Source organism: Chryseobacterium sp. TB1-D10 (genome assembly GCF_059803555.1).
The window spans coordinates 106,999-128,772 of sequence record NZ_JAPFHB010000002.1; the positions used below are offsets into that span (position 1 = coordinate 106,999).

The following is a 21,774-nucleotide window of genomic DNA, read 5'->3' on the forward strand; positions in this document are numbered from 1 at the left end:
AAATAACATAATTAAGTTTTTTTTGTATTTTTACAATAAATAATTCATACTAATTATAAATATATTCCTTAATAAATAAATATATCAATCAAATGTTACATTACAATTTAAAAAACACACATTATGAAAACAACAAAAAAAACTCTGCTTCTGGTGCAAATCTGCATTATTGCCGTATCTTATGCCCAAATCGGGATTAACACACCATCACCATTAGCGGCACTGGACGTTAATGGAAACCTTAAGGTCCGCACGGTTCCCGAAATATCAGAACTTACCGGGCAACATCTTTTAACGGTAAAACTGAGTGATAACGAAGTAAACCGTGTAGATCCTAATATCTTTGCGTCCAGCACAAATGCTTCGCTTTCTAAAGTAAGGTCTACAACAGGGCTTTACCTGTTGGCTGTTGGTCTCTCATTATTTGATACTTCCTGGTATATGATCAAGTTCGACAGTATGCCAATAAATCCTTCTAATTTCACAACATCCGCGTCCGATTTTTATTACACAGTTCCCTCTACAGGAAAATATGTCATAGATCTCAATTTCAAAAACAGCACAGTTCTTTCTTTGGGACTGGCGACCAACGCTCAAATTGCAGTACTAAGAACCCCAACTACGGGCTCATCGGTTTTAATTGACAATAAATATCTAAACGTAGTAGGAATCGCACTTGTTGGTAATTATTATTTCGAAACAATAAACTCTGTTTATGAGTTGCAGGCAGGCGACAAAATCAGGTTTCTTTACAACAAAGGCGCATTGAGTTTGGGTCTGGGACTACTTTCTAATTCTTCAGGAAGCGCTTATATTTATAAAATTTCCAATTAAAAAAAATATTGAGATTACAGTTTTCTGTTAATAACGTAATCCAACATCAGTATCAACGATTCTTTCGCTTCATTATCAGGGAATTCGGCTAAGATGGCAAGTGCTTTTTGCTGGTAATCTTTCATTGTCTGGATGGCGTAATCCAGTCCGCCGGAGGATTTTACAAATTCTACCAATTCGCGCACTTTTTTGGAATCGTTATTATAACGTTTTATGGTTGCGAAATATTTTTTGTAATTCTCAGGACTTGCATTCTTCAAAGTGTAGATCAACGGTAATGTCATCTTTTGTTCTTTGATGTCAATTCCAACAGGTTTTCCGATGATATTGCTGGACTGATAATCAAAAAGGTCATCTTTGATCTGGAAAGCCATCCCTGTGTAAGTCCCGAATTCCTGCATTTTTTTTGCAGTTGCTTCATCAACGTTATTAGACAAAACGCCAACTTCACAGCAAGCGGCGATTAAAGTTGCCGTTTTCTGACGGATGATTTCGTAATAAATATCCTCCGTAATATCCAGTTTTCGGGCTTTTTCAAGCTGAAGAAGTTCACCCTCAGACATTTCGCGGATGGTCCTCGCAATCACAGAAAGCAAATCAAAATCCTTGTTGTCCGTAGAAAGCAAAACCGATTTGGAAAGCAGATAATCGCCCACCAAAACCGCAATTTTATTCTTCCAAAGCGCATTGATAGAAAAGAAATTCCTGCGCTTAAAACTCTCATCCACAACATCATCGTGAACCAAAGTCGCCGTGTGAATCAGCTCAATCATACTTGCGCCACGGAAGGTCTTTTCGTTCACATTTCCTACGAGTTTTGCACAAAGAAAGACGAACATAGGACGCATCTGTTTCCCTTTTGTAGTAACGATAAAGCGCGTAACTTTATCCAGCAGAGCAACATTACTTTTCATAGATTCGTAAAACTTTTGCTCGAAAAGTTTCATTTCATCAGAGATCGGAGCTTTGATTAATTCTACAGTATTTGCCACTTTTTGCCTTTAAAGATTATGTTTTTGGAGCAAGACATTTTGTATTTCTATTCACAATTCCAACCCGCTGTCCGCTATATTTTTTTTTGTTGCCTTCGCTCAGGCTCAGCCAACAAAAAAAGGATGCTGCTACCATCGGGGCTATGTTGAGGATTTGTCTATCGATTGACCAAAAAAATTATTAATAAAAATTTTGACAGAACATATTAGTCTAAATTCTAATTTCTCACGTCAATATCTATTAATTATTCTACAAATATAATTATTCTAAATCTTTAAAAGGAATAAAATAAAGACTTTGAGGCACATTTTTGATTTTTATATTGAAACGTTCGCCGGAAATATAGATTCCTTTTTCCGTGGCTGCAATTCCTTCGATTTGTCCAACATTGTAAGCTCTTCCAAGAGCGTATTTTTTTGCAGGTTTGCTAAAGAAAAGATTTCCAGTCTCATCTTTCTCAAAAATCATCAGGAAAACGGATGCGTTTTTTGTGTAACCAACAACATACAATTGATTACCAAAAACCGAAGCATCCGTCACAACAAAGCCTGTCTCGTAGCTTTCCAGTTTCTGAGCTGGCTGATTTTCAGTCAGATTTTTATCAATCATATAATGAGAAACTGTATTTGTCACCCATTCTTTCGTGAAAATGTGAATATTTCCATCCAAAAAAATCATTGCTTCCGCATCAAAATTATTACTGATGTTTTTTGGAGTAAAGTCGGTTTGTTCAGGATAAAAAAACGGGATCATTTTAATAGAGTCAACAATCAGAGAATCATTTCTGAAAGGAACTTGATAAACTTTCAAATCTTTTCTCGTTCCCAGATTATTTCCAAATTCTCCGATGTAGAAATTCTCGTCATCATTCGTAATTGCTTCCCAATCAATATTTTTCAGACCTGTTTTAAAAGTCTTTTCGATGTAAGAACTTCCGGGTTTTATCTCAAAAATTTCGCTTGTATTTCCGCTGTCATTGAAGGAAAATATTCTTCCATCAATATTCGTCAAACCAGAACTTTCTCTTAAGGAATCACTTAAAACAGCAATCTTATATTTTTTGAGATTTAAAGATTGCATTTTCTGTGCAGCAATTTGAAAACTTAAAAAAATCAGTAATAAGTAGAAAATCCTTTTCATATTTGTAAAAATAAGAATTGATTCTTGGAAGGAAAAACTAAGTGGATTAAAATATTGTTAAAGAAAATTACTCCGCAGATTTGTTAGCCAACTGTCCACACGCTGCATCAATATCACCGCCACGGCTTTTTCTGACCATAATTGTGATGCCTGCTTTTTCCAGTTCGCGCACGTATTTTTCTTCTGCCTCAATACTTCTGTGGTCAAATTTTCCTTCACCAATCGGATTGTATTGAATTAGATTGACTTTGCTTGGAACTTGTCGGCAATACCTAATTAGAGCTTTTATATCTTCATCGCCATCATTAATACCTTTCCAAACACAGTATTCAAATGTAATAGGTGAACCGGTTTTTTGATACCAATATTGCAAAGAGTCCATAATATCTGTCAACGGAAATTTCTCGGAAAAAGGCATAATGTCGTTTCGTTTATGCTCGATTGCGGAATGTAAAGACAAAGCTAGTTTCACTTTGATCTCCTCATCAGCCAGCATTTTTATCATCTTCGGGATTCCGGATGTGGAAACTGTAATTCTTCTGGGTGACATTCCCAAACCTTCCGGCTGCGTAATTTTATGGATGGCTTCTACGACGTTTTTGTAATTCATCATTGGTTCGCCCATTCCCATAAACACAATGTTCGTGAGTGGTCTGTCGAAATATTCTTTACTTTGACGATCAATCAACGCCACTTGATCCACGATTTCTGCAACTTCCAGATTTCGCATTCTTTTCAGTTTAGCAGTTGCGCAGAATTCGCAGTTTAATGAGCAGCCAACTTGCGAAGAAACACAGGCTGTACTTCTGGATTCTGTAGGAATCAAAACAGATTCTACCATCAATCCGTCGTGAAGTTTTACGCCGTTTTTGATAGTGCCGTCAGTAGATTTTTGTAAGAGATCAACAGAAATTGGATTGATAAAAAAATCGCGGGAAAGATTTTCTCTCAATTCTTTTGAAAGATTGGTCATCTCATCAAAGGAATGCATATTCTTGCTCCAAAGCCAATCATAAACTTGTTTCGCACGAAATGGTTTTTCGCCAATTGTGCCAAAATAGTCTTTGATCTGATCCAGGTTAAGTGTTCTGATGTCCTTCAATGTTCCGAAATTTTTTGCAAAGATACGCTTAATGAAACAATTTAAAAATCTACTAATGCACTGATAGATTAAACAAATAATAACACGTTCAACATTTTAAAATAAAATTAAAAATTGCTAAATAATACATTGTTAGAATTTTACATTTTTCAAATAAGACTCTAAAATATTAGTTTGAAGTATTTTTGTTTTTGAATCGACTTTATTAGTAATTCGATAATTCTTATATTTGTACTGATTTTTACCCCATGGAATTCCAAGCCTTTTACGAAAGCCCTTTCACTCTCAAGTTTTCTTTTGAAAAATTGATTAAGAAAATGGAAGCTGAAGCTTCTCAAAACCAAGATTATGCCCATTCTCACAAAAGAATTCTTGATGAGATAAAACATTTCCCGGAACTTAGAGAAGGCATCACACATCTTGATTTTTTTGAAAAGAATGAAGCTCTGATGAAGGATCTTCTGAAAGATCTCTTCCCGCCGATGCTCACCAAAAATGAGATCAAAGCCATTGGTTTTCCTTTTTATAATTTCTTTTTTAATCCGACAGAACGTTTCCAGACTATACTCCAAAAAGCGGGAGAGAATTTTGATATGTTCATCAAGGATTTTGATCCACACCGTTTCTACGTGATGTGCTGTACCATCATTCTAAGAGATTTTTACAAAGTCAATCTCAATTTGACAATGCCTTTTATCTTCGATATTCCTAATGATGAAGGCATTATGAATCATTACCGTTTTCTTAATAATGTCGATTTCATAGAAGTAAATCCAAAAGAAAATTTCCAAAGACTGACAGAAGATGAGATTGCGGAACTGATGGATAATTTTGAAGATCACGAACTGTGGAAATCCAAATTTCCGCCCGCAAGTTGGGAACTGAAAGGTTTTGCAATTATTAATTTATTTGATGCAACTACTGAAAATGCCATTTCAAATCTCAAAAGCAAGCTGATTAATATTGAGGACGACAAAAATCTGAAAGCAGAAATGAATACTATTTTCCGTTCCATCTTTCAGGTGGCTGATTTGGAGATTGGCTACACCGCGATTGATCTGGAAGAAAATAAATTCGTGAGAAGTCCGATCAACGGCGCCATTGAAAGTTTTATACTGGCATCTACGCCGAGAAATTTCAGGAATGAGATGATTTGCGAGAAGAGTTTCAATACGCTGGTGGAATCGAAAAAGTTTTTCAGTGTTTCTGATGTGGAGAGAAGTTTTCAGGAATTTCCCGAAAGCATTATGGCAAAACAGTTGTACGAGGCCGGCATCAAAAGTGCTATTTTTGCACCTATTGTTAAAGACAAAAAAATCCTCGGAATCATAGAATTGGTTTCCAGAAAAAAAATGCTTAACAGCATCAATGCCAACAAGATGGAAATTGTAATGCCATATCTGGTAGATACGATGGACAGGCTTTATACGGGAATCGAAACCAGGATTCAGGCAATTATCCAACGTGAATATACATCCATCCATCCAAGTGTTTACTGGAAGTTCCGTCAGGAAGCCGAGCGCCACATCGGATTTTACAGGGAAGAATTTGACTTGCCTTACCGGAATATCAGTTTCCAGAATCTGACGCCGCTTTTCGGACAAACCGATATCAGAAATTCTTCGGTTTCCAGAAATCTGGTCATCAAGCAGGATCTTGAAATACAGTTGGGATTGATTTATGATTTGCTGTCACATTTCAGTTCTGATAATGATCTCGAAATCGTAAGCAAGAAACTTTCTACATCTCAAAAATTATTAGCCGGCGATCTGAAAGCCGATACGGAAAATCAGGTCCAAACCTTTATTCTGACGGAGATTCATCCACTTTTGGATTCTGTAAAACTTCAAAATATTGATTATAATCAACTGATTACAGATTATTATAAAAAACTGGATCCGCGAACCAATATGGTTTATGATTTCAGAAGAAAGTTTGATGAAAGTCTGTCTTCCATTAATAAAAATCTGGCTGATATTCTAGACAAAAGACAGGAAGAACAACAGGTGCGTTTTCCGTTCTATTACGAGCGTTTCAAAACTGATGGTGTAGAACATAATATGTACATTGGTTCATCTATTGCGCCTGATTTGACCTACGATCCGGTTTTCCTAAAGAACCTGAGATTGTGGCAATTGCGTGTTCTTTGCGAAAGTGAATTGCAGTACAACCAATTCCGAAAAAATCTCGAATTTTCATTAGATGTTTCATCCTTGATTTTGGTTTACAGCACGCCAATCAGCATTAGATTCAGAATGGATGAAAAACGTTTCGACGTAGATGGAAGCTACAATGCACGCTATGAAATGATCAAAAAACGCATCGACAAGTCCATGATTAAAAATTCATCTGAACGCATCACGCAACCTGGAAAGATCAGTATTATTTTTTCTCAGGAAAGAGAAAGACAAGATTATTTACAATTAATAAAAATCCTACAGAATCAGAACATTCTGGAACCAACTGTTGAAGAACTGGAAGTTGAAGATTTACAAGGAATTAATGGTTTGAAGGCGTTACGGGTTGGCGTGAATTATGAGGCGAAGGAAGTGGATTATGAGTTTGTAGAAGTGGTTTGATTTAATAGATTAATCACTATTCAATTTTATAGACGTAATCATCTTTTATTTTAATTGATTTGGCTTGAATATCTTTGATATTTACTTCCTGATCATCAATTTTAATGTTATCAATTGACCAGTTTGACCAACCGAAGTTATGCGTTTTCTCAATTCTTGTAGTGGAAGATGCAGGCAAAACAATTTTAATTTTATAATCGCCAATAATTGTTTTATTTAGTGACAGCAGATTTTTATTTCTTTTAAATTCTTTTGGGTTGACTATCCCATTTTTATAATTAAAGCTAAATGTACCATAACTATCATTTTCTATTTGATTTTTAATATTGCCTTGATATTTAATAGTTATGATTTTACTTTCTTCACTGTGATTTTGAATATAAAAATCAGTTGGAATTGAACATCCGTAGATTGTGAATAAGAAAACAAACCCCAATAAAATTTTATACTTTTCAAATCTCATAGTTTACATAAAATTTTTTTATTCTAAACCGTCACATTCCTAAAAGCCACCACAAAAGCCACCACAGAAGCGATAATCCCAATTGTGAAAACCGTATAAGTCAGTCGCAATAATTTATATTTTCTGTTCAGCACAATTCCGAGATAATAAAGATCCTTGATCATAGTGTCGTACAAATATTGTCTGTCGGCCATCATTTCCTTCATCGCCCAGAGATATTCTTCCATTGGCATTTTGTAAAAATTTCCAAAGAATAGAAGATTTACTTTTTTCTCCTCAATTTCCTTTCTGGTAAACGTTCCACTGGATACTTTCGGTCGCGTAGACATAATTGCCAGAATAATACAAGCAACACTGAACATCACCATAATGAAAGTCGGAATGATCAGATGAGAATTATTTGGCGCATCCAGTTTGGGAATCAATGTTGACAGAGCAACAGATATAATAATGGCGTTTACAGAAAGTAGTATATTCGCTTTGCTGTCAGCTATTTGGCTTAGTTTTGTGTGGTTGTTTAGGGTGATTCTGAACATCGTTTCAATGCCTCGTTCCGGAGAATCTAGTTTTTCAAGTTTCTTTTTGTTCAGAAGCACCTTATCTTTTTCCTGACTGTCTTTTTCTTTTTTCTCTGCTTTCAGAGATTTGATATGAGAGACTATTTTCTCTACATTTTTTTCTTTTTCAATCTGCCATTTTTCTTTAGCAAATTTGGTGTAAAACTGGTGTTTCGCAAAGAATCCCAAGTTCAGCTCAGCCCATTTCAACTTACTGAATTTCTGCTGATGCACTTCCTTGATTTCATTTCGCAAATCCTCAGAAATCTTAAAATAGTCATTCGACGCCAGATGAGCCATATCCGCATCTTTTATGATCTCTTCCAAATGTGTTTTTGGGGTGTAAAATTTTTCAGTCGCCAAAATCAATTGGCCGATTTTAGCGATTCTTTCATCATCAAAATCGTGTTTTTTTAGAAAATTTTCGATGGTTTTCTTACCTTCTGCCTCGTGGTTGTTGCAGTCTGTAATGTAACCAAGATCGTGAAACCAGCCGGCCAGAAGTAGATTTTCTGTATTTTCGGGATCTATGTTTTCCTCTTTTGCCAGGATTCTTATGTTGTCCACAACCTGGATTGTATGATCCAGATTATGGTAAGTGTAAGCAGAAGATAATCTATCTTTGAATAAATTTTTAACATAATCCTCCGAAATTTTCAAAATATCCATAAAATCCAATTTGAAAACAAATTTAAGAAAGTATTCATAGCTTATTAATTTTAATTTTGTTAAAAATTGTTATAGTTTGATATTTAATTCAGATTATATTAAATAAATTTATGGCAGCTTTATCCGTCCTCCGTTCCCGCTATTTTTTTGCACTACGGTTTTACACTTTTTTAACCGTTTGACCAGGCAAAAAATGAGCTCCACTCAGGCCGGGCTGCGGGCAATTCAGGACAGAATTTAGAATCTAACATTTAGAAAGGATATGAAAAAAATATATCAGCTTTATCTTTTAATTATAATATCATTCACAGTTATTTCCTGTGCAGTTCAAAAAGCTGATTACGGGAAAAATGTCAAAAATTTCGACAAAAATTCCACCATAAAAGACAGCATTATTCACACCTTTTATTTGGTTGGCGACGCTGGAAATCTCGATAAGGATGAAGCTTTCCATAATATGAATATTTTAAAAGATTCATTGTCCAAAGCTTCTGAAAACAGTACATTAATATTTCTTGGCGACAATATTTATCCAGTTGGAATGCCGAAAAAAGAGGATGAGAACAGAGGTTTGGCTGAGAAAAAAATGGATAATCAAATCTCATTATCCAACCAATTCAAAGGAAAAACGATTTTCATTCCCGGAAACCACGATTGGTACAACAACGGCATCAAAGGTCTGAAACGTGAAGAAGACTATGTGACAGAAAAATTAGGAGACAAAAACACCTTTGCGCCCAGAAATGGCTGTCCAATCGAGACCCGAAAAATCAGTAAAAAACTGACTTTAATTCTCATTGATACAGAATGGGTTTTGGCTGATTGGAGTAAAAATCCCGGAATTAACGAAAAATGTGATCTCAAAACGAGAGAAGATTTTTACACAGAATTAGAAGATCAGCTTAATAAAAATCAAAACAAAACGATTGTAGTTGCCACGCATCACCCACTGATTACGCACGGCTCTCACGGAGGATATTATTCTTGGGACAAACAGATTTTCCCTTTAGAAAATAAAGTTCCGTTACCGGTTTTAGGCTCGGCTATCAATTTGACAAGAGCTACCGGTGGAATCACGCATCAGGATATTTCAAATCAGAATTATAAAAACCTGGCAGACAGAATCAAAACGTTGATTAGTGGAAGGAAAAATGTGGTTGTAGTTTCCGGTCACGATCATAATTTACAATATATCGAGCAAGGTGACATCAGACAAATTATCAGCGGCGCAGGTTCCAAAACCGAAGCTGCAAAAGCAGTTGGAAACAATGATTTTTCATTTGGAAAGAATGGTTATGCTGAGTTGAAAATCTCAAAATCTGGAAATGCGGAAGTGAGTTATTTTAATCTTGATTCCAAAAAATCTGATCTGCTTTTCAGAAAAACGGTTCTTGGAAAAGAAGAAATTGCAATCAAAGATTATCCGAAAAAATTCCCTCGAAATTCGGAAGCATCGATTTATGATTCTGCAATGATGAAGAAGAATAAGTTCTATGAATTCCTTTGGGGAAAACATTACAGAGAATATTATTCAAAGAGAATCAATGTCAGAAATCTGGCTTTGGACACGCTTTTTGGCGGTGTGAAAACCGATAGAGCAGGAGGTGGACATCAAACCAAATCTTTGCGATTGGAAACCAAAAATGGGGAAGAATATGTGATCCGTGCGCTTAAGAAAAGTGGTGTCAGATTTTTGCAGTCAGTAGCTTTCAAAAATCAATATGTGATTGATGATTTTTCAGGCAGTTATGCAGATAAGTTTCTTTTGGATTTTTACACCACCTCGCATCCTTACACGCCGTTGGTTATCGGAGATATGTCGGATAAATTGGGAATTCGTCATTCCACGCCGCAACTTTTTTATATTCCGAAACAGAAAACTCTGAAGAACTTTAATGATCAATTCGGAGACGAACTGTATTATCTGGAAGACAGACCAATGGAAACGGATGATAATCCAAACAAAGTTCTCGGAACAGACGAAGTAATTCTTAATCTGGCCAAAGACGAAAAATATAAAATCGATGAAAAAGCCTGGATTAAAGTGCGTTTGTTTGATATGCTGATTGGCGATTGGGACAGACATCACGACCAATGGAAATTCGAAGAAAAAATGGAAAACGGGAACTTTATCTACAGCCCGATTCCTAAAGACAGAGACCAGGCTTTCGCAAAATATGACGGTTTTGTCACAGGAGTTTTGATGGAATTTCCGGAACTGAAACATATGCAGACTTTTGATAGTGAAATTGAAAGTGTGAAGTGGTTCAACCGAGAACCTTATCCGTTGGATTTGGTTTTTGCTAAAAATTCAATACAAAAAGATTGGCTGACGCAAGCAGAATTTATTCAAAATAATCTGACAGAAAACGATATTAGAGAAGCTTTTAAAAATCTGCCAAAAGAAGTTCAGGACAAAGTTTCAGAAGATTTGATTCAGAAATTATTGGTCAGAAAAAATGACCTTCAGAAGTATGCTTCGATTTATTTCAAATTCCTCCAGGAAAAAGTGATTCTTACCGGAACCAACAAAAAGGACAAATTTGTCATTACAAGGTTGCCGAATAACGAAACTGAAATCAGAATCTACCGCTTGAAAAAATCCGGCGAAGAATTAGCTTCTTCCAAATTATATTCAGGCTTATTGACGAAAGAAATTTTGCTTTACGGACTGGATGACGATGATGAATTTATAGTGGAAGGCAAACAAAAATCGAGTATAGAAGTTAGGCTTCTGGGTGGTTTGGATAATGATAAATATTCAGTTTCCAATTCCAAAAAAGTAAAAATATACGATTATAAAAGCAAAAGGAATGATTTCGAAAATAAAGGAAATACAACACTGAAACTGACAGACGATTACGACATCAACCAATACAATTACCGAAATCCGAAATACAACGTTTTCACAACGTATATGAATTTTAATTTCAATCCGGATGACGCTTTGGCTGTAGGTTTCAATGCAGATTATACAGTAAATGATTTTATCAAAAATCCGTATTCCCAGAAGCATCATTTTGCAGCGAATTATTTTACAGGAACTGAGGGCTACGAATTGGCTTATCAGGGCTTATTTCCTACGTTGACAGGCGGTTGGTTCTATGGTTTGGATACGAGAATCACAAGTTCACATTACATCCGGAATTTCTTCGGAATTGGAAACGAAACCATCAAGCTAAGCAATGAATTGGGAGAAAGGTTTAATAATGTGAGAGCACGTGAATTTGCATTTTCACCATCAATTAATTGGAATAGAAACGCCGCAACTTTCTCGGCAAAATTGAAATATGAAATTCTGGAAATTGCCAAAACAGCCAATCGGTATATTTCTTTGCCAGGCGTTGTGAATGAGGATGTCTTCAGTGCAAAACAATTTGGAGGCGCCGATGTTTCATTCAATTATGAAAATTATGATAACAAAGCGAATCCAAAATCGGGAATGAAATTCGATGTCAGAACGGTTTATAATATCAATCTTCAAAATACGGACAGACAGTTTACATCAGTCGAAACCGGACTCGGTTTTCTGCATTATCTGACACAAAATCAAAAACTGGTTTGGTCATCTTATGCGAAGGCAAAATGGCTTTTAGGAAACGATTACGAGTTTTATCAGATGTCGACTTTAGGCGGAAATACAGATTTGCGCGGGTTTTCTTTCAACCGTTTTTATGGAAAAAATTCTTTTTATCAAACTTCGGATTTTCGATATGAAGTTGGCAAGATTAAAAACTCGATTTTACCTTTGAGTTACGGTTTTTTTGGTGGATTTGATCTGGGACGAGTTTGGGTTCCGAATGTAACTTCCCACAAATGGCACAACTCTTACGGCGGTGGATTTTGGATGAATGCTGTTGATGCAATCTCTGCGAACGTTTCTTATTTCACGTCTTCCGATGGTGGAAGATTGGTTGTGGGAATTGGTGGGACTTTTTAAACCAATGTAATGATAGAAACAGAACGTCTTATTTTGAAACCTTATTCTCTGGATTTTGTAAAGGAATTTTATACTAAATTTCAGAATGACAAAACTTACCTTGAAGACTATTTTTCAAAAACTTTAAGCGTTACCAAAACTCTCGAAGAAACCGAACTCTACTTCACGAAGAAAATTGAAAGTTTTCAAAATAATGAAGGTTTTTATTTCGGAATTTTTCTCAAAGAATCATATGAATTAATTGGTCATATTTCTTTCCGAGAAATAGATTGGACGGTTCCAAAAGGTGAATTGGCATATTTTATTTTCAGTGATTTTTCAGGCCAAAAATACTCTTACGAAGCTTTGAAAATTTTTAGAGATTTTTGTATCAATGAAAAAGAAATGCTTCGAATCTTTATGAAAATTGCGCCTGACAATATTGCCAGCAAAAAAGTGGCAGAGTTTTGTAGTTTTGAGTTGGAAGGTTTATTAAGAAATGACTACAGAAAAAGACAGGAGATTCTGACAGATATGTTGCTTTATTCTTTTACGAAGTAAATTTATTTTAGCTTCAACTGATAAAGATTCCCCGTAATTTTCTTATCACCTTCATCGGTCATTAGAATCGTATTTTCATCCTTGAAACAAAGTCCTTCTTTTTGTGTATGATGATTCAGTTCTATTTTTTCAACATTTCCGGAGAAGAAATTATCGCCTTTCCAATTGGTAAAGATCCAGACTTTATCAGAGCTCAAAATCGCAACTTTATCTTTATCTGGACTTATACCTGCGCTTGTCACAGCACAATGATTAAATTGGTCGCAAGTCACAAAACTGCCGAGTTTCTTAGCCGGCAATTTCTGAAGTGGATTATTTTCAACTTCATAAAGAACAGTTGTTCCATCAAATTTTGAGCTTCGGTTTTTCGTGAACAGATAAAATTTGTTCTTGTAAATAAAGAAAGATTCAACGTCAAAAATTCTGTCTTTTTTCTTCGGAGGAAATTCCGTTTGTTCCGGATAATAGAATTGAACGATAAAATGCGCTTTTGCTTCGTCTTTGTTTAGATCTGCAGCATTTATTTTATAGATAGCGAGATTTTGTCGGTCGTTATCATTATTTCCAAAATCGCCGATGTAGATATTACCCTCATCGTCAGAAGTCAGATCTTCCCAATCATTATTTTCGACGTTTGTGATGGTAATCTCCTTCACCAATTCTCCTTTTTCATTGAAGCCAAAAAGAATATTATGATTGTGATTGTCTTCAATTGTCCAGATCAACGGCGAGCCTTTCGAGATTTCGCAAGCCGAAGCTTCTTTTATTTTTTTTGGTAATGAAGCGATTACAGAAAAATTTTCCTGAGTCTGCGAACAGGAAAATGTGATGGATAATAAGGCCAAAAAGGAAAATGCTTTCATCTGATGAAATTAAAGAAAATATGAGACATAAAAAAATGCGCAACCAAAGCTGCGCATAATTTTGTTTTTATTTTGCTACAGATGCACGAATAATTAATACAATATTTGTGCATTTGTAGCCATAAATATTCTTAAAGGATCAGCATTGCGTCTCCGTAAGAATAAAATTTGTATTTTTCTTTGATTGCTTCTTCATAAGCTCTCATCACAAAATCTTTGTTCGCAAAAGCAGCGATCATCATAATTAATGTAGATTTTGGTGTGTGAAAATTGGTAATCATCGCATTAGCAACACCAAAATCGTGAGGCGGATAGATGAATTTGTTGGTCCAGCCTCTGTAAGCAGAGATTTTTTTGTTAGAAGAAACAGATGTTTCCAAAGCTCTCATCGTAGTTGTACCCACGGCACAAACTCTGCGTCCTTCCTCAACAGCTTTATTGATTTTCGCTGCATTTTTCTCATCGATGATGGCTTCTTCAGATTCCATTTTGTGCTTGGAAAGATCTTCAACTTCAATTGGGTTGAACGTTCCAAGACCCACGTGAAGTGTAATTTCAGCAAAATCGATTCCTTTGATCTCCAATCTTTTCATCAAATGTTTTGAGAAATGCAAACCAGCAGTTGGAGCTGCAACAGCGCCTTCTACTTTTGCGTAGATCGTCTGATATCTTTCAGCATCTTCCGGTTCTACATCTCTTTTGATATATTTTGGAAGTGGCGTTTCACCAAGTTCTGTCAGTTTTGTACGGAATTCTTCATAAGAACCATCGAATAAAAATCTCAAGGTTCTTCCTCTTGAAGTCGTGTTATCGATAACTTCAGCAACCAAAGATTCGTCCTCTGTGAAGAATAATTTGTTACCGATTCTGATTTTTCTTGCAGGATCTACCAAAACATCCCAAACGCGGGTTTCACGATCTAATTCTCTAAGCAGGAAAACCTCTATCTTAGCACCAGTTTTTTCTTTATTTCCGAATAATCTTGCAGGAAAAACCTTCGTATTGTTGAAGATGAAAAGATCTTTCTCGTCGAAATATTCTATAACGTCTTTGAAAAGTCTGTGGGTAATGGTTTCAGTTTTTCTGTCAAGAACCATCAATCTCGCTTCGTCGCGGTTTTCTGATGGGTGTTCTGCTAATAATTCTTCTGGCAGATCAAAGTTAAAATCGGATGTCTTCATAAAATTTACGGATTTTATTGTATTATGCAGGAAAGCCTGCGTTTAAATTAAGGTTTGCAAAGATACAACATTAGAAAGCCTTTGTCAAGTAAAACTGGCTTTTTGAAAATCGAATTGATGACATTATGAATTATTTTATATTTTTTTGGAAAATTAGTAATGTTATTTGGTGTTTTCTACAAAAAACATTTAATTTAGTGCATTTAAAAGTTGTTATCGCCAATTAATTCGCTTTGTTATGAGTATTGAAAACGAAAATCCTGAAATTGAAAAACCAAATTCTGAGGTCAATCCTGCTGAGAATCAATCAGTAGAGGAGGTGAATCCAGAAGATGTTTCGGAAAATGAAAAACCAGAGTCTGAAGTAGAATCTGCTGAAAATGAATCAGTAGAAGAGGTTACTGCAGAAGAAGTTTCAGAAACTGAAGCTGAACAAGAAACTGAACATCAGGAAATCGAAATTGCAGAAGAAAATTATTCCAATCTTTCCCTAAAAGAAACATTAGATGAAATGGAATCCATCGTCAATAAAGATGATGCGCATTCTTCTTCAAAAAAATTCACTGCGCTGAAAGATCACGCAAATCATAAAATAGCGGACGAAGTAGAAGATAAAAAGCACGAGTTTGTAGAACAGGGAAATGAGGAAGAACATTTTGAATTCCATCATCCGCAAGCTTCAAAACTTTCTGCTTTGGTTAATATCTTCAGAGAGAAACAGGACAAATTCCACAAATCTCAGGAAGCGGATCATCAGAAAAATCTGGACGAAAGATTAGGTATTATTGAAAGACTTAAGAATCTGTATTCCAATTCTGAACCGGGCGTGAATCTTTTTAAATCGATAAGAGAAATCAAAGAAGCTTGGGGGAATGCTGGTCAAGTCGCAAAATCCGAATTTAAAAATCTTAACAATAATTATTTCCATCATCTGAAAATGTTCAATGAGATGTTGGATCTGAATAAAGAATTTCTTCATCAGGAATTTGCCCACAATCTTGAAAAAAGACAACATATCATTTCCAGAGCAAAAGAGCTTCTTGACGAAAAAGTAGTTCAAAAAGCTTTGAATGAATTGCAATATCTTCACAAGCTTTGGAAAGAAGAAGCCGAGCCTGTTGCAGAGGAATTCCGTGAGAAAACATGGGAAGAATTCAAAGAAGTTTCCAACAAGATTCACGAGAGAAAATCTGAATTGATTGCAGTAATTGAATCTGAGCAACTGGAAAATCTTCAGAAGAAAACTAAAATTATTGAGGAACTAAAAACGCTTGCAAAGCCAGAATCCATTAATCATACATATTGGCAGCAGGCAATCAAAAGAGTAGAAGATCTTCGTGCTGAATTCCTAAAGTTGGGACCAGTTCCCAAGAAAGTTTCCAACCAGAACTGGACAGATTTCAAGGTCGTTTTGAGAGAATTCAACACAGGAAAAAATGATTTCTATAAAAATTTGAAAGGATCTCAAATCCATAATCTTGAAACAAAACAAGGATTGATAAAAACCGCTCAGGACAACATGAATTCTGAAGATTGGGATGTTGTGGTGCCGCTTTTCAAAAAACTTCAGGAAGACTGGAAAACAATTGGTCATGTTCCGAGAAGCCAGGCAAATAAAGTTTGGGATGAGTTCCGTGACGCTTGCAATACATTTTTCAAAAATTACAGAGAGAAAAATAATGCAACCGGCGACAACTGGAAAGAAAATTACAAAAGCAAAAAAACGTTACTTGATGACTTAAAAGCTTTGACAGATGAAGAGGGTTCTGTTGAGAAAATTGAAAATATCAAAAATGCATGGAATGCAATCGGAAAAGTTCCGAAAGATAAACTGTCCATCAATACGGAATTCAATAAGACGCTTAGAGAGAAACTCAAACTCAACAAGATCAATGAATTTGATTTGAAAGAAGAAAACCTTTCTGAAAGCCAGCTGACAGACAAAGCAAGAAAAATCAAAAATCAAATTGCTGATCTGGAATCTGAGATTGTACAATTGGAAAATAACCTGTCGTTCTTCGGCGCTGCAAAACGAGATAATCCCCTTCTGAAAGATACTTACGATAAATTGGACAGTAAAAAAGAACAACTGGATAGCTTGAAGTTAACACTTCATAATATTATTTCTGGAGAATAAGTCCATTATTTTTATATACAAATCCCCTCTTTGCAGGGGATTTTTTTATTTAGTTAATGAATGTAAACTATTATTAATAATCAATTTCAAAATAATAAATGAAATCTTGTAAAAAAATGATATTTTTATGACTCAATTCTAAGAAACATTTTATATTGAAAAAATACTTATTTATACTATCTGTTTTACCGGCTTTTGCAATAGCGCAAGCTCCGGCAGGATACTATTCCGGAACAGAAAGTTTGACAGGTTATGCCCTGAAAACCAAACTTCACGATATTATATCCACAAAGACTTACAATTATCATTATGATGATCTGAAGACTTTGTACGGACAAACGGATATTGATAAATATTATGATTATGATGCAAGTAACACAACTTATTTGCTCGATATTTATTCTAATAATCCAACGGGTACAACAGCATATCATTATACACTTAATAATATTATTGGAAGTGCAAATGCAGAAGGACTGGGATGGAATCGTGAACATATGATGCCGCAAAGTTCCTTTAATAGTGCCTATCCGATGTATTCTGATTTGTTTTTTGTGATTCCGACGGATGCAAGAATCAATCAGTTGAGAAGTAATTATCCATATGGGAAAGCAGGTTCAACGGTTTATTATAATTTTACAAATGGATCCAAACAGGCCTCCAACGGAACGGCAAATGCGACTTACACAGGACGGGTTTTTGAACCGGTTGACAGATTCAAAGGTGATGTTGCAAGAGCGCTTTTGTATTTCGCAGTAAGATACGAAGGGAAATTAGGCGCTTTCAATTTTACAACAAATGCTGCTGATCCTACAAAAGATCAAAATCCTCTGGACGGAAGCGAAGAAAAGGCTTACGAAAACTGGTACATCGCCATGTTGCTTAATTGGCATCAGCAAGATCCTGTTTCGCAAAGAGAAATCGATCGAAATAATGCAATTTTTAATATTCAGAAAAATAGAAATCCTTTTGTAGATCATCCGGAATGGGTGAGTGCCATTTGGAATCAAACACCGGACAGTGTCGCGCCATCAGCGCCTTATTCATTAGTATTAGCCAGAAATTCAGCTTATTTTGTAGATCTAACCTGGGCGGCAAATGCAGAATCTGATGTGATTGGTTACAGGATTTATCAGGATAATATTTTAGTTGCCACTTCAAAAACAAATTCAGTTTCTGTCGATCATTTGACTCCCGGAACTGGTTATAATTTTACTGTAAAAGCTTATGATAATTCTTACCTGGAAAGCCCGCAAAGCAATACTTTGAACGTTACAACTTTAGTTAACGATGTGTTTGCAAAAGATTTACAGATAATTAAATATCTTGAAGGAACTGGTAATAATAAAGCCTTGGAAATTGCCAACAAAACAGGTCACGCCATTGATCTTGAAAAATATAAATTGGGAATCCAGTTGAAAATCAGTAATTATTTTTTTGGAGAACCAACGGAATTAGAAGGTAAAATTGAAAATAATCAAAGCTTTGTCGTAATCAATCCAAATGCAAACTTCAGTTGTTTCAATATTTCTAATGCGAAATTTGTAACTGCAGCGCCAGCACTTACTTTTACAGGGAGCAATTATGTGGAATTATCTTATAAATCTACCACAATAGACGCCATCGGAAGCAAAGGTGTGGACAATACGAACGCAAACAAATCGCTTTACAGAAACTCAAATGTTAATGATCCAACTTCGACTTTCGAAATTAATGAATGGACTGCTTATGCTTCAGACTACTGTTTGAATCTTGGAACATTAGCTGTTAATGATATTAATAATAAAGTGTCTGATTTTAGTGTTTATCCAAATCCGGTGACAGAAATTCTCCATATCAACGGCGATGTCAGCAAAGCGAAATCAGTTAAAATTTATGATATTTCAGGGAAATTAGTAAAAAATATTACCAATACATTTGTGAATCAAAAATCAATAGACGTTCGTTCTTTATTGCCAAATACTTACATTCTGAGTATCGATGGACAATCAATCAAGTTTATCAAAAAATAAATTATAAGACTTTATACTTAGAAACTCCTTTTTTACGAAAGGAGTTTTTTTTATTAAGATTTTGTGTGAATTCAGAAATAGCATTATCGTTTTTATCAATTTAGATTTAACAAATAATTTCGTAAATTTGTGCATAAATCTAACAGTAAAAGGTTTAAACGGAAATCGTAGTGAAAGCGAATTCTGTTTAAAAAAATGAAAGTCATTATGAGTCAAAAGAAAGAAATGCTTTACGAAGGTAAGGCTAAACAGGTTTTTGCTACAGACAAGCCTGACGAAGTTGTTGTACGTTACAAAGATGATGCTACAGCCTTCAATGCACAAAAACGCGGACAGTTCGATAGAAAAGGCGAACTGAACAATGCAATTTCTACACTTATTTTCGGATATCTTGCAGAAAAAGGAATTTCAACGCACTTTATCGCAAAGCTGGATGACAGAGAACAGCTGGTAAAAAAAGTAGATATCATTCCTTTGGAAATGGTCGTTCGCAATTATGTTGCCGGAAGTATGGCTCAGAGATTGGGTGTTGAAGAAGGACGTAAATCTCCGGTTACCATTTTTGATCTTTGTTATAAAAGAGATGATTTGGGAGATCCGTTAATCAACGATCATCACGCCGTTTTCTTAGGAGCAGCAACTTACGACGAACTGAATGAAATGTACGCTTTAACAGATAAGATCAACAAACTTTTGATCGATCTTTTTGATAAAGCCAATGTGATCCTTGTCGATTTCAAAATCGAATTAGGGAAAACTTCAGACGGTAAAATTGTTTTAGCGGATGAGATCTCTCCTGATACTTGCAGACTTTGGGACAAGGATACAATGAAAAAGCTGGATAAGGATAGATTCAGAAGAGATCTTGGCGAAATCACAGAAGCCTACGTTGAGATCTACGACAGACTACAAACCGCTTTAGCTAAATAATCCAAAAACAAAAAAATGGATTTAGAATTTCAAGAATATAGCACATTACCGAAATATGCTTTCCAAAACCGCTATCAGGAATTCGAAGAAACCAAACATCTCTCAAAAGAAGAAAAGGAGGCTCATTATCCTTTCGATAAAATGGAAGAGGAATGTGGCGTTTTTGGATTGCATTCAACGGAAAATCAGGATACATTTTCGCTTTCGCAGTTTGGACTTTTTGCCTTGCAGCATCGTGGTCAGGAAGCTTGCGGAATAGCTGTTGGGAACAATGGGAAAATCCTTTCTGTAAAAGATGAGGGTCTGGTTTTGGACGTTTTCAAATCAATAGAAGATCCTCAGCAATATATGGGAAGTACCGTCATCGGTCACACCAGATATACGACTGCGGGAGACAAAAAGAAATATAACTTTCAGCCGTTTTTTGCGAAGAATGAGTACGATCAGATTATACTTTCGATAGCTCATAACGGGAATCTGACCAATGCAAAGCAACTTAGAAAAGAACTCGAAGATGAAGGCGTGGTTTTCCGTGCAACTTCCGACACCGAGGTGATTTTGAGGTTAATTCAGAAAAACCTGGATCTTGGACTTCGTGGCGCAATAAAAGCGACGATGGAGAAGATAGAAGGTGCCTATTCTGTAGTCGGAATTACTAGAAATAAGTTTTTTGCTTTTCGGGATTTCAACGGCATCAGACCTTTGGTTTTAGGTGCAATCGATGAAAATACATTTGTTGTCGCTTCAGAAAGTTGTGCGTTAGATGGAGTAGGAGCGCAATATGTGCGAGATATTTTGCCTGGCGAGATTATTTACACCAGCGATAACGAAGAAGGTTTGCAGTCTTACATTGTGAAAGACGACTGTGTCAACAAAATCTGTGCTTTCGAATATATCTATTTTGCAAGACCGGATTCTACTTTGGAATGCATCAATGTTCACGAAGTGCGTGAAAAATCCGGAATGAAAATTTGGGAACAGGCGCCAGTGGAAGCCGATATTGTGATTGGTGTTCCGGATTCAGGCGTTCCGGCTGCAATTGGATTTTCCAAAGCTTCAGGTATTCCTTTTCGTCCGGTTTTGATCAAGAACAGATATATTGGACGTTCATTCATTATTCCTTCACAGGAAATGAGAGAACATTTGGTCAACCTGAAACTGAATCCAATTGTTTCTGAGATCAAAGGTAAACGAGTCGTAATCATAGATGATTCTATTGTTCGTGGGACAACTTCCAAGCGTTTGGTTAAGATTTTGAAAAATGCTGGTGTTAAGGAAATCCATTTCCGAAGTGTGTCTCCACCGATTATTGCGCCTTGTTTCTTGGGAATTGATACACCAACTAAGGATGATTTGATCTCTGCGAATATGGATAAGGAAGAACTGAGAAAATACCTTGATGTTGACAGTTTGGAGTTTTTAAGTGTTGATAATTTGATTAATATTTTAGGCTCTCCGAATCATTGCTTTGCGTGTTTTACAGAAAAATATCCGGTTAAAAACCCAGACGAATTGGCATTTGTAGATCAAGGAGATTAGAATTTGACTACTTTGAACCATTGCATTAGGTTTGGGCAGCTTTTCCGCCTTCCGTTCTCAAACCTAGCGAAGTGGTTCGACGAAGTCAATCTTTTTTGCAGAAGATTTCCAATTCGATAGAACTTGAAGATCACGCAAAAAAGGATTTCCACTCAAGTCGGGCTGCAGATTGCATATATAAATAAGATACAGAATAATTTTGACATAAGTCAATTATAATATTAACTGCCAAAACAAATCAGTTCGTTTTGGCGGTTTTTTTATGTTCTTACCTAAGTTCTGAAAACAAAAAACC

15 protein-coding genes are annotated in these 21,774 nt (G+C 35.7%); 8 read left to right on the top strand and 7 right to left on the bottom strand.

Annotated elements, in window-relative coordinates; genetic code table 11:
* The first annotated feature begins 123 nt into the window (after positions 1-123).
* Entirely contained in the window at positions 124-834 is a 711-nt protein-coding gene (locus tag OPU68_RS02795; protein ID WP_498472460.1) for a hypothetical protein, read from the top strand.
* 14 nt (positions 835-848) lie between these two features.
* Here OPU68_RS02795 and OPU68_RS02800 read toward each other — a convergent pair whose 3' ends face one another.
* The 3 genes from OPU68_RS02800 to rlmN form a co-directional block, all read right to left on the bottom strand.
* A complete protein-coding gene (locus tag OPU68_RS02800; RefSeq protein ID WP_498472462.1) occupies positions 849-1,826 on the bottom strand; it encodes a polyprenyl synthetase family protein in 978 nt (325 codons plus the stop codon).
* 262 nt (positions 1,827-2,088) lie between these two features.
* Positions 2,089-2,907 carry a hypothetical protein gene (locus tag OPU68_RS02805; RefSeq protein ID WP_498472464.1) on the bottom strand — a complete coding sequence of 273 codons (819 nt, stop codon included), beginning with the start codon at positions 2,905-2,907 and terminating at the stop codon, positions 2,089-2,091.
* Between the two features lie 127 nt (positions 2,908-3,034).
* Positions 3,035-4,069, bottom strand: a complete 1,035-nt coding sequence (gene rlmN, locus OPU68_RS02810) for a dual-specificity RNA methyltransferase RlmN (protein WP_498472465.1) — start codon at positions 4,067-4,069, stop codon at positions 3,035-3,037.
* Between the two features lie 248 nt (positions 4,070-4,317).
* Between rlmN and OPU68_RS02815 the strand changes: the two genes are divergently transcribed.
* Complete coding sequence (locus OPU68_RS02815; RefSeq protein ID WP_498472467.1) at positions 4,318-6,648, top strand: GAF domain-containing protein; 2,331 nt, start codon at positions 4,318-4,320, stop codon at positions 6,646-6,648.
* Between the two features lie 16 nt (positions 6,649-6,664).
* Here OPU68_RS02815 and OPU68_RS02820 read toward each other — a convergent pair whose 3' ends face one another.
* Both OPU68_RS02820 and OPU68_RS02825 read right to left on the bottom strand, forming a co-directional pair.
* Positions 6,665-7,111 carry a hypothetical protein gene (locus OPU68_RS02820; protein ID WP_498472468.1) on the bottom strand — a complete coding sequence of 149 codons (447 nt, stop codon included), beginning with the start codon at positions 7,109-7,111 and terminating at the stop codon, positions 6,665-6,667.
* Between the two features lie 23 nt (positions 7,112-7,134).
* A complete protein-coding gene (locus OPU68_RS02825; RefSeq protein ID WP_498472469.1) occupies positions 7,135-8,337 on the bottom strand; it encodes a Pycsar system effector family protein in 1,203 nt (400 codons plus the stop codon).
* A gap of 262 nt (positions 8,338-8,599) precedes the next feature.
* On the opposite strand from OPU68_RS02825, the gene OPU68_RS02830 reads away from it, so the two are divergent.
* Positions 8,600-12,277, top strand: coding sequence for a metallophosphoesterase (locus OPU68_RS02830; RefSeq protein WP_498472470.1), 3,678 nt, complete (start codon positions 8,600-8,602; stop codon positions 12,275-12,277).
* 9 nt (positions 12,278-12,286) lie between these two features.
* Positions 12,287-12,817, top strand: coding sequence for a GNAT family N-acetyltransferase (locus tag OPU68_RS02835; protein WP_498472471.1), 531 nt, complete (start codon positions 12,287-12,289; stop codon positions 12,815-12,817).
* Between the two features lie 2 nt (positions 12,818-12,819).
* Here OPU68_RS02835 and OPU68_RS02840 read toward each other — a convergent pair whose 3' ends face one another.
* Entirely contained in the window at positions 12,820-13,680 is an 861-nt protein-coding gene (locus OPU68_RS02840; protein WP_498472472.1) for a hypothetical protein, read from the bottom strand.
* Between the two features lie 131 nt (positions 13,681-13,811).
* Positions 13,812-14,861: a tRNA preQ1(34) S-adenosylmethionine ribosyltransferase-isomerase QueA gene (gene queA, locus OPU68_RS02845; protein WP_498472473.1), complete on the bottom strand. Its 1,050-nt coding sequence runs from the start codon at positions 14,859-14,861 to the stop codon at positions 13,812-13,814.
* A gap of 319 nt (positions 14,862-15,180) precedes the next feature.
* On the opposite strand from queA, the gene OPU68_RS02850 reads away from it, so the two are divergent.
* The 4 genes from OPU68_RS02850 to purF all read left to right on the top strand — a co-directional run bounded on the left by OPU68_RS02850 (position 15,181) and on the right by purF (position 21,479).
* On the top strand, positions 15,181-16,998 hold the full coding sequence (locus OPU68_RS02850; RefSeq protein WP_498472800.1) for a DUF349 domain-containing protein: 1,818 nt from the start codon (positions 15,181-15,183) through the stop codon (positions 16,996-16,998).
* A gap of 155 nt (positions 16,999-17,153) precedes the next feature.
* Positions 17,154-19,010: an endonuclease gene (locus OPU68_RS02855; RefSeq protein ID WP_498472475.1), complete on the top strand. Its 1,857-nt coding sequence runs from the start codon at positions 17,154-17,156 to the stop codon at positions 19,008-19,010.
* 207 nt (positions 19,011-19,217) lie between these two features.
* Positions 19,218-19,940: a phosphoribosylaminoimidazolesuccinocarboxamide synthase gene (gene purC, locus OPU68_RS02860; RefSeq protein WP_498472476.1), complete on the top strand. Its 723-nt coding sequence runs from the start codon at positions 19,218-19,220 to the stop codon at positions 19,938-19,940.
* Between the two features lie 15 nt (positions 19,941-19,955).
* Positions 19,956-21,479, top strand: a complete 1,524-nt coding sequence (gene purF, locus OPU68_RS02865; protein WP_498472477.1) for an amidophosphoribosyltransferase — start codon at positions 19,956-19,958, stop codon at positions 21,477-21,479.
* Positions 21,480-21,774 lie beyond the last annotated feature (295 nt).